Genomic DNA, 11,204 nt, shown 5'->3' with positions numbered 1-11,204 from the left:
ATCGCGTGTGCGCTAAGCTCTTTTCGTCCCCCATTGGGACCCCCTTTCAATTCTTAATTAACTCTTGCAGTTGCCAGACCACAAGACGTTTTTATCAAATTGAAAGGGGTTATATAACTGACTTATAGCTGTAAGCTTTACGGAACCCCCAGCCTAGCTGGGGGTTTTCTCGATACAAGAAAAAAGCTCGCCGTAGCGAGCTTTTATTGCTTTAACGATTAATCCAGTCGAAGTAAGCGACCAGTTAAAGCCGGAACGATGATTGTCGTTGTGCCGATTTGTGTGGCGATCGTCTCTTCAGTCATTAAATCCTTCAATTGAGTCGCAGCTTTTACGCTTCCCATATCAAGAGATAATCTCCGCTCCGCAGTGCTGGTGTTAAGCACATAGAGGATCTGCTCATCACCGTAGACTTTGAGATCAGCGTATAAACTCTCGTCAATCCACACATTACGCCGCTCCCCTTTAACCAGTGACGGGTATTGGCTGCGCAGTAGCATTAATTGACTGACGCTGTTTTTCAGCGCTTGCTGTTGTGGTGACAAGCTTGAACCATCTACTTTGCCACTAGAACGAGCAACGTGATCATCACACAAACCAACAGCGGCACAATTTTGTGTCACTTGCGCTGCAAAGTTTTCGACTTCATCCCCAATCTCTTCACCATAATAAAGCGTAATTGGCCCAGAATAAGCAGCAAGAAAACTGAACGCGGCAAGATGTCGCGCATAATAATCACCTAAATTACCTCGTTGGATCAGGTCACCAAAGCGAACCAAATCATGATTACCTAACATTAGATTTGGCATGGCGTGATAAGGCGATTTCGCTCGGTTATTCCAACTGGCCTCTAGACTCAGAGCGCTACCGCTTGCGCCAGATTCTTCCACTGCTAGTGCTTGCATCACACCATAGCGTAAAGGAAAGTTGAAGGCAGAGGAGAGCGCTGGGTTTGCATCACTGCCATACGCAGTTAGGGTAATGTCATCAGCCCCTTGCCACACTTCACCGACCATATAGCCTAATGTGCCCCATGATTTCCCTGCATTGAGGTTATCTTGCGATGCTTGTTCAACCGCCGCGCGCAGCGAACGCCAACTCTCAAGCGGGACTTGATACGCTTGGTCTAAACGCCAGCCATCAATGCCAAACTCACGGATCCAGTAGCTGGCAACTTCAGTGAAAAATGCCTCACTCGCTTGGCTAGGATAAGTGACCAACTTGCCCGGATAACCACTTTCTCCATCATGAAGCTGAGGCAACTTGCCGCTCGGTGACGCTTTCACGCCAACAGAGCTGGTGTGGCCAAATACGCCATCCAATAACACGTACAGCCCTTTGTCATGCGCACGATCAATCAGCTCTTTTAGCTTAGCGTTGCTGCCAAAGTTAGGATCTACGTTGAAATAATCACACGCAAAATAGCCAGTAGCGTCAAGCTTATCATCGCCATTTTGACCCGCACAGGAATCAAATACTGGCGTTAACCACAACGCATTAACGTTCAAGCTAGCAATATAATCCAAGCTATTGATGATGCCTTGCAAATCACCACGATGGTGCGAGTTGCCGTAACCAACACCGTAATCAGCGTTTGAATCTCCATCAACAAAGGATTCCACCATCACTTGATAAATTCGCAAATCACAAGCGGGGTTATTGTCTTGATAACACGCGTAGTCAACACCCGTATCCACAACGCCAACCACCAGTTGCGATCTGTTGGATGCATCCAGTGTGAACTTCCAAACACCTTGCTCTGTAACGGTAAGCTTGATATTGCCATTTCCTGCATTTTCCAATGTCGCGGAACCGCTAGCGATACTAAAGCCACCAAAACCAAGGTTTAGTGTGCTCCAATCTTCAGAAGCAATTTTGAATTCATACACTCCGGGAGTCAGATAACCTTCAAACGTGTAGAGACCATTTTGCTGATAGGATAATGGATTTGAAACTCCCCAACCGTTCATCGAACCACGCACGTACACCGTGGTTGAACCATAAGGTGCAACATCAATTGGTGGCGCATCAATGCTTAAGCCGGCACCCTGCTCGCCCTGCTGCGGCATCACAAACACTGCCGCCGTTAAGGCTGAGACGGTAAAGCGGCCATTGTTAAACTGGCTCGATTTAACACGCACATCTTGTGCTGTGCGTAAAACAGGATGTAATTCAAAGCGCTGCGCATTCGGGATCACGACACTTTGCTCTGCGCTATTGGCGTTGATGGCGACAACGATGGCCTCAACGTTAGGGTCGAGATCCGCACCGGCTGAAACACCATCATTCACCGACATCACTATCATGCCAGGCTGAGCATTTGGCCCCGTATTATGGAAACGAACACGATTTAACACTTCTTGCTCAGAGATGAGCTTGAGCAACGGTGTTTGCGCACGAATCGCCAGCAAGGCTTTGAAGGCATTGTCTGTCCATGCGATATCTTGCGCGGAAGCTACCGTATTGGGGTTGGCTATCACACTTTGAATCGCACTCCAGTTGGCCTGATCTTTATCTGCTCTTGGCAAGCCGACATTCCAGTTGTTGGTCTGCTTGCTAAAGTCAACACGGTTGTACCAATCACCACTGTCGTAACTGTCGCGCGCCATCGATTTTGAGCGAAGTAGTTCTGACCCCATATGGAAAAAAGGAACACCTTGCCCAAGCATTACTGGCGCAAGACCAATGATCTGCATGCGCGCTCTATCCGCTGAGCTGGTTTCTGCTTTTGCTTTATATTGGTTGAAGTCCCACAGGGTTTGATTGTCGTGTTTAGAGACGTAGTTAATCGACTCTTGTGGGTCAAGTGTATAGGCCGCGCCTTGACCACCGTATTGGAAATCACGGCCAAGCAATGTCATGCCGCTGGCGGTTTGCAATGGATAGGCTTGTAAATTGCCAGCCATGCCATAGCGAATTAAGTCCATTTTCGATTTCAGCTCATCACTAAATCGATCACCTGTATTAGCAAAACCCGGTGTGGTTAATAACGCCTCACCGCTATCAAATGGACCACCGCCACGCACACCGTCACGTAAGCGATCGTTATAAGTCCCTATTCCCGTTCCAGCCATTGGCCATTGCGTGGCATTTTCGCCTCTGGCACCGTTGGCGACTTCACCAAAGTTCCAGCCTTCACCATAGAACCAAGTGTCAGGATCAACCGTTTTCGCCGCCTCATAAATCTTGAGCATGCTTGATTTCATCAGGTGTCCCATAAGATCGAAACGGAAACCGTCAATTTTGTAATCTTGCGCCCACATCGTGACACTATCGGCCACCAGTTTCTCGAACATACGGTTTTCTGAAGCGGTATTGTCACAGCAGCTAGAATTTTCAACCGCACCTGTGATGGGGTTCAAGCGGTGGTAATAACCGGGCACGGTTTTATCCAGTACTGATTTGTCATACAAACCTGACGAGTAGGTATGGTTGTAGACCACATCTTGCACGACTCGAAAACCAAGCTGATGCAGTTTTTGCACCATCTGGCGGTACTCTTTCACCCGTGACACACCATCACTTTGCACCGCATAGCTGCCTTCTGGCGCGCTGTAATGGAATGGATCATAACCCCAGTTGAAGCTGTCAAGCGGCCGCACATCCGCAAGTAATGCTTGTGCTTGTGGTGTATTCGGGTCGGTTTTTTCCAACAAAGAAAGTATGGTCGCGCTCATCGACGTGCCATCAGAACAGAGCGACGCTTGCGGGTTAATACCACACAGTTTTGCGACCGTATCATTAAGATCGACCCGCTTTTGCTCATCTTCCGGAATCGACGCTAAATCATAGCTTGGCAGTAAGTGAATGGTGGTTAAACCCGCTTGTTTTAAACTTTTCAGGTGCGCAACACTGTCACGTTCTTCTTCCAAGAAGGCAAGATACTTACCGTTGTATTCCGCTGTTCCTTTGCTATCACTGTTGCTGAAGTCACGAATGTGTACTTCATAAAGAATGTTATCTTCAGGATGAGTCAGTTCAGGAATAATTTGAGTATCCCAATCGTCCGGTTTTGACTCTGCGGCGGTTAAGTCCACCAATTGAGAATAAAGGCTGGATGTGCTGAGCGATTGAGAATACGGGTCGGTCGTCATCATCCATTCAAGTTGCGCCGTTTTAGGATGGTAGGCCTGCACGCGGTAACGATAGAAACTGTTTTTCAGCGAGCGCTCACCTTGATAGTGCCAAACTCCGGTGTTGGAATCTTCAACCATCGGCTGAGAGGAGGTACTGCGAAGGGTTTTATCTTGATCATACAGATACAACTCCACTTGCTGCGCGGTCGGAGCCCATAGCGCAAAATGCGCGCTATCACCGTCTATCCAAGCGCCAAGTTTCGCTTCATCGGCATCATCGCTGCCAGCCGTGTAAAGATTATCGACTATTCCTGGGATCTGTACTTTTGTTGCAACCAGTACTTTGCCTTCAGCATCTCTCGCCACTGTCAGTAGCTGAGTTTTCAACAGCGCTTTAGCTTGTTCATTACTCACATCCAATCTGAAGGCTGTTCGACCCGCTAAATGTGGGAAATGCGCATTATTGGTCACGCCTGACAAGGCTAATGGGTAATGGATGAATTGTTCAGGATGGGCGATATCACCATTGCCTTGTACGCGGCTCCAAAGCTCATAGCTTGCCGCTTCGCTGTGATCGAACCACGCCAGTTGATTTACCGCAAGCCAATGTGCAGCTGCGCCCTCAATGGCAACTTGAATTTGCTCATTCGGAGAATAGTTGAGCGCCGCACTACCGTGGCGCGTATAAAGCGTATTGCCTTTGACAAAATCCAGCACTAAATCATCGCCGCCCAGCGCTTTATCATTGCCACTGTGCACAATAAAGTTCATGCAGTTGCCATGTTCTGCTTTAAGTGGAATGCGATATATCGCTCCATTAATCGGGTCGATTTCTGAGGCTAAGTAAGGATTTCCCCAATCCACGCCATTAAGCGCAGATTCAGAAACAGAATCACAGCTACCGTTGTTCCAAAGGTGTAGTCCCCAGCCGTCATAATTATTGTCATCACGCAGGTAGTAAATAATCGCTTCTTGATAAGTTAGGGTCGGCTCGGTTGTCGAGTTATCCGCCTGTTTCGGTTGTGGATCAATGCTGTCGGGGATGCCATCACCGTCATCGTCGCTTGAGGCAAAATCCCCTAGCCCATCGTTATTGGTATCAAGGCTTTCTAAGCGATCTCGTGGGAATACATCCTGCGCGTTGCTCACGCCGTCACCATCAATATCGTCATCTTCGCTATCGGCAATACCGTCACTATCAAGATCAGCAGGAACGCTTGAAACATCATTGGCGTCCGTTCCTAAACGCGCTTCATCGGCGTTGCTCCACCCATCACCATCAATATCATCATCTTCGACATCCGCAATGCCATCGCCATCGAGATCGGCAGCAAAGCTTAAGGCGTCATAAGGGTCTGTCCCTAATCGCCATTCAGTTTCATCAGGCCAGCCATCGTTGTCATCGTCTAGGTCTGCGTGATCGCCAATGCCATCATTATCGGAGTCAATACTCTCTTGGATGTCGTAAGGAAAGTGGTCAATCAAATCGGCTACGCCATCTCTATCGCTATCAAAGCCAATAACAGGCTCACCATGTTCAAGCATCAGTGTTTTATCGCGAATATCGCTCTTTTCTCGCTGCGCTTTTTTGATCTCATCGCCAAACCGTTTACTGGCTTTTTTCAAGGTATTGGCCAATTCAGGCAAGCTGGAGTCATCGATAGTAGCAGGTAGCAGTTGCGCTAGCGCTTTAGCAGATTGAGCAACCAAGATGTGGTTATCGACATAATCCGCTTTGACATCCAAAGTTGGAATACGCAGCGCCTTTTTCAGCTCAGCCAACGCTTTACTCTCTCGCTTACCATTTTGCATCTGCACGCTGAGGTAAGTCGTAAAAGGGCTGATCACCGGATAATTTGCTGGCGCCATCATTAAATAATTGCGCGCCATTTTGACGGTGGGAATATCTTGGTCAACGGTTTTTCCCTTGATAGCAGAAGCCATCAGATAATAATTTTTTACGTCACCACGCAGCCCCGCCACGTTAATTTTTGCGATACCTTTTTGGTCGGTATACGCTTGAGGTTCGTTTTGTTCAAATTGACGATTGCCGTTCACATCCAGCCGAACTTGGGCATTGGTTAAATACCCATCCATGACTTGAACGTCTAACGAGTCATTACAACCCGCTAGCATACCAATTGAAGCAAACGCTAAAGTCATTCTCGTTAGGTTTGTTTTCATTGTTGTAATCCGTTTTATAACGTTAGTGCTCGTCCTGCTCTCACTGCTGGCAGAAAACCTATAAATCAGTAGACATATGCCTATATCTACCTAAGCTAACGTTATAATTTTGACACCGCCAATTACCTCCCCCTTGCCATTTTGCCCTCAGGGCGTAGAGCCAAGGGAGGAGAAGAAAAACACAGAGTTCACTCACGCTCAGGGTAAATGAGATGAAAGGAAAGCAGAGAGAGCAAGATAAAAACGTGATCGGAAAGACAAAGCGTAGAATGAGGAATCATGAAATGTGAAAGAATATTACATTTTGACCAATCTAATAGAGTTTGATGTTCCTCCCATCTCTCCTTACTCATTGTTCGCTATTCGCGCCGCTGAGCTTAACGTTCAGAATTGTGGTAAAACAAAAAGAGCCTCAAATGAGACTCTCCTTAATTGGTCGCAGACTGACCGCTATACCCAAACAACTCTAAGTGGGAAGAGTATAAAGGTTAAGCAAATACATATTTATCCATCAGGGTGACCATTTTGCCAATTTCGGGTTTGGTCAAGGTATCATCAGCACCCAGTGCTAATGCTTTGGCTCGGTTATCATCACTCATGATCGAGGAGAACATCACTATCGGCGTTGTTTTATAAGTTTCGCTGTCACGCAAGCGCTTCAACAAGTGCATACCATCCATGCGCGGCATTTCTACATCCGTTACTATCGCATTCACTAACTCTGTCACGGGTACGTTTTCGGACTTGGCTACTTTTTCAATTTCCATCAATTTCTCATAGGCTTCACCACCGTCTTTACACGCAATAATGTTGTAGCCTGCAGAGCTTAATGTGTCTTGTATTAAGCTTCGGATAAACGCCGAATCATCCACCACCATGATGGTTTTCGCATTACGTTTGCTGATCATTTTTTGGTTGAGGTCGACCGATCTGTCCACCGTGACATCGTATTTTTCCATACTCAATTCAGGGTTGATGTCAGCGATGATTTTCTCAAAATCCAAAATCATGATCAGGTTGCCATCTTTGCGCACAACCGCCACGACGCAATCTTGCTCACCCGCTTCTAAAAACTGACTCGGCGATTCAACATCGTTCCAAGAAATACGGTGAATACGACTAATGCTGTCAATCAAAAAGCCATTGGTCATGCGGTTAAAATCCGTCACGATAACAAACTTTCGATCAAGGCTTGGATTAGTAGGCACACCAAGCCAACCGGCAAGATCAACTAACGGAGTCAGTACATCACGTGACGAAAATACACCGATCATATGCGGCTGAGCATTGGGATAATCGGTGGTATCAGGAACTTGTATCACTTCCCTAACTTTCGCAACGTTAATGCCGTAATAGCAGGTTTTCGTGCGTCCATCTGGCAGTACCTTTTCTAAATGGAACTCAATAATCTCAAGTTCGTTGGTACCACTCTCTGTCAAAATTGTACTACTTGGGTTGCTCATACTGGTCACTAATCTTAAGAATGGTTATTGGTATTTGTTTAATATGGCTTGATATCGATTAACACCGTCTTCATTAACCGTGTTCTTTACTTTATCAATACCCATTTGTAAATCGTCTAATAGTGTTTGGTCTATATTTTTATTAAAAGCATAGTAAAGTAATCCCTGCTTTAACACATAAAGTGTTTCAAATTGATCGGGGGCATATCCTGCTTGCTTTATCCACCAATGAGCTGACCGCTCATCGTATGCAATCAAATCAATACGCTTTTTCACTAATTGTTCTGCCAGCATAGTAACATCTGTTGCTTCTTGCATTGAGTCTCTCGGAACACCATATTGCAACAGCATTTGTTCGCCGACGTCATCTTTTATCACCCCGATTTTATAGGAGGTAATTTCTAAAGGATCCCCAAGTTTGATATTACTGCCTTTACGTGCAATTACCGAAACTTTGATGTCATCAATTGGGCCTACCCAATGAAATAATTCCTCTCTGTGTGACGTCCTTGTTGTCGAGAAAAGTACTCCGTCTTTTTTCAAGATGGCGGAGCGGTAAGAACGAGCCCACGGTTGCAATACGATCTGGCTCAATAATACGTCATGTCCTGAGAATTTAGCGGCTTCTTGAAGTAAATCAACCGAAATTCCAGTGATTTTGCCCTGATTCATAAAATTAAAAGGGGGATAGGCCTCTGTATAATACGTTAGTGTTTCAAGACTAGCGGGATAAGCAGGTGATGATGCCAACACACTGATTAGCCACATAGGTAGAATAGTACGCAGATATTTGATTACGTTCATCCTCTCTCCTACATGATGTTATCTGCCTTTTGTCCTTAAACTTTAGATGGGGTTTGAAACGCCGTCTAGTTGATCGCAAGCATTCATCATCAACAATACGAACGACGTGATTAAATAGCATTAAATTTCATGCGGTTAACCCGTTAAATCTCTCGGCCTAACGTACAACTTTTTTATAGCAACGCTCCGGGCGACCAACCGTGCCGTAATTTAAGTCGGCGGTTAGCTCACCACTGCTGATTAAATATTCCAGATAACGCCTTGCCGTGGTTCGACTTGCGCCAATTTTTTCTCCCGCTTCGTCCGCGGTCAAACTGCATGGTGTGTTAAAAAGATGACGTATTTTGTCTAGCGTAACCCCATCAATTCCTTTAGGAAGACGCAGATGAGTGGGAAGCTCACTGGTATTGGCTGTCAACATTTTATCAACTACGTTTTGGTCAACATCAGCCACGGAACCCAGCTCTAATTGTTGGGTTTGGTATTTCTTCAATGCCGATTCAAGACGGGGAAACATGACTGGCTTGAGCAAGTAATCAACTACGCCACCACGCATTGCCTGTTGTAGCGTCTCAACATCGCGCGCTGCAGTAATCAAAATTACATCACAGCCTTGGTTGTTGCCTCGAACTTTCTGTAAGAGATCGAGCCCCGTACCATCCGGTAGATAAACATCCAGCAATACTAAATCGGGTTTGAGGATATCTAACTGCAATTGGGCATCGGCGTGAGTCGTTGCAATGCCAATGACTTCAAATCCCTCAATTTGTGTCAGGTAACGATGATGTAATTGCGCAATCGCGATATCATCTTCAATGATCATGACACGGGTATTCATACTTGTTCTTCCTTAGGCAGATAAACAGTAACTCTTGTTCCAACATCTTGATTACTTTTCATTTCTAGCTGCCCTTGATAGCGATCAGCTAACTGTTTTACCAGGTGTAAACCCACACCTCGGTTATGTTTTGCTTTGCTAGAGACTCCCTTTTGCCATAATTGCTGTGGCGACATTTGTTCGGGTAAACCACACCCTTTATCATCCACTTCAAGAATAATTTCGGCACCATAATCGCTGAGTGACACTTCAATGATGCGTCGTTCTTGTGTCACCCGTTTTTCATTGCGGATCATCGTGAGTGTCGCATCAAATGCATTGTCAATCAGGTTACCCAAGATAGTGACGATATCTTCGGCATTGATACGCTGCGGCAAAGGTTCTAGACGCGATCCCTCTTCAACGACTAACTCCAAACCAAGTTCACGAGCCCGCTCAGTTTTACCCAGCAGCATTCCGGCAATGAGTGGATCTCTAACTGTCTCGCGTAGAAATTCAATGAGCGATTGGTAATGAGCCGTTTCTTGGCCGATTAAATGCTGAACCGCTTCCAGCTCTCCCATCTGTACAAGCCCACTAATGGTGTTGAGTTTGTTGCGATGTTCATGAGTTTGAGAGCGCAGCATTTCCGCATACTCTTTGGTTTGAGAAAGTTGCTCGGTTAATTCGTTGATTTCATCTCGGAGGCGGAAACTGGACACCGCCCCAACCACTTTACCGTCAACAATAATCGGACTTCGATTGGCGATCAGACGCTGCTGATTGAGGTACAGCTCGATGTCGTGATCAGGCGTGCCACTTTCAATAACACTCATGAGATCACTTTCAGGCAGAAAAAGAGAAAGTGGTTGATTCAGCGCTTTCTCTCGGTTAATCGCCAAAATCTCACACGCACTTTTATTAATGGAACGAAGAATACCCGCCTCATCAATACTTAAAATTCCTTCTTTTAAGGTACTCATGGTGACATCGAGTTCGACATACAATCGGCCAATCTCTTCTGGTTCAAAACCGAGTATCGCTTTCTGAAAACGGCGTGAGGCGTAGCTGGAAAGTACAGCATTCGCCAGCACTACCAGCAGTGCCATCCCAATTAAGTAGATAAGAAAAGGTTCAATTTTATCTTGTAGTCGTTCTATTAAGTAACCAACTGACACCACACCAACGATCTGTCCTTGGGCATTTTTTACCGCCGATTTTCCACGCACGGATTTACCCAATGAACCCTGAGCAAAAGAAACGTATGACTCACCATGTAGCAAAGCTTGATCGTTATCTCCCCCTTTCATGGGAAGACCAATTCGTTCATCAACAGGATGGACTAAGCGGATCCCATTTTGATCGCCGATAACAATGAAGGTTGCACCGATTAATTTTGTTAACTCTCGATAACGCTGTTGGTGATCCGCCCCACTACCAGATTCAAGCATATCGACCACTGATGGAGTTTGTGCAAGAAATGAAGCAACCCCTAAGGCCTTTAAGCCCATCTCTTCTTCTTGAGAATGTTTGATGTACACAAAACCAGCAGCAACTAACAGCAGTAATTCAATCAACCCTGAAAGGGTCATTATGATCAGCATACGCTTACGAAAACTGATACTACTCCACACCATAAATCCCTCTTTAACTCTGCATACAAGCTAACACTTATTTAACATTTGAGCGAAGAGAGAAACGAATAACTGTGAACAATACTACGCATTCCACGCACCATTTTGGTTCGTTTTATTGCAATCTATTTCGAAGACTTGCCAAGCAGAATATGCACAAGGTTTTATAAAAAATTATAATGGTTATTTCGTGATCTATATCACACCTATTTTAGAAAAATTTTAT

General features: G+C 45.7%; 5 protein-coding genes. All 5 read right to left on the bottom strand.

Features of this window, described 5'->3' with window-relative positions; translation table 11 throughout:
- Positions 1–218: 218 nt before the first annotated feature.
- A complete protein-coding gene (gene pulA, locus AACT18_RS15980) occupies positions 219–6,260 on the bottom strand; it encodes a pullulanase-type alpha-1,6-glucosidase (protein WP_094124686.1) in 6,042 nt (2,013 codons plus the stop codon).
- A gap of 488 nt (positions 6,261–6,748) precedes the next feature.
- Positions 6,749–7,723 carry a chemotaxis protein gene (locus tag AACT18_RS15975; RefSeq protein ID WP_026027355.1) on the bottom strand — a complete coding sequence of 325 codons (975 nt, stop codon included), beginning with the start codon at positions 7,721–7,723 and terminating at the stop codon, positions 6,749–6,751.
- A gap of 24 nt (positions 7,724–7,747) precedes the next feature.
- Positions 7,748–8,527, bottom strand: a complete 780-nt coding sequence (locus AACT18_RS15970) for a substrate-binding periplasmic protein (RefSeq protein ID WP_094143179.1) — start codon at positions 8,525–8,527, stop codon at positions 7,748–7,750.
- Between the two features lie 157 nt (positions 8,528–8,684).
- Positions 8,685–9,365, bottom strand: a complete 681-nt coding sequence (locus AACT18_RS15965) for a response regulator (protein WP_013856664.1) — start codon at positions 9,363–9,365, stop codon at positions 8,685–8,687.
- Positions 9,362–10,981 carry an ATP-binding protein gene (locus tag AACT18_RS15960; protein WP_094125671.1) on the bottom strand — a complete coding sequence of 540 codons (1,620 nt, stop codon included), beginning with the start codon at positions 10,979–10,981 and terminating at the stop codon, positions 9,362–9,364. Before AACT18_RS15960 ends, AACT18_RS15965 begins: the two co-directional genes overlap by 4 nt.
- Positions 10,982–11,204 lie beyond the last annotated feature (223 nt).

This window comes from Vibrio sp. V04_P4A5T148 (genome assembly GCF_963875605.1).
GTDB classification, from domain to species: Bacteria; Pseudomonadota; Gammaproteobacteria; order Enterobacterales; family Vibrionaceae; genus Vibrio; species Vibrio anguillarum.
The sequence above is the reverse complement of the archived record's forward strand: the minus strand, read 5'-3'. Positions and strand labels throughout refer to the sequence as shown.

Excerpts from the sequence above, each read along its gene's own strand:
- pulA (WP_094124686.1), bottom strand. The coding sequence starts at position 6,260 with ATGAAAACAAACCTAACGAGAATGACTTTAGCGTTTGCTTCAATTGGT.
- AACT18_RS15975 (WP_026027355.1), bottom strand. The coding sequence starts at position 7,723 with ATGAGCAACCCAAGTAGTACAATTTTGACAGAGAGTGGTACCAACGAA.
- AACT18_RS15970 (WP_094143179.1), bottom strand. The coding sequence starts at position 8,527 with ATGAACGTAATCAAATATCTGCGTACTATTCTACCTATGTGGCTAATC.
- AACT18_RS15965 (WP_013856664.1), bottom strand. The coding sequence starts at position 9,365 with ATGAATACCCGTGTCATGATCATTGAAGATGATATCGCGATTGCGCAA.
- AACT18_RS15960 (WP_094125671.1), bottom strand. The coding sequence starts at position 10,981 with ATGGTGTGGAGTAGTATCAGTTTTCGTAAGCGTATGCTGATCATAATG.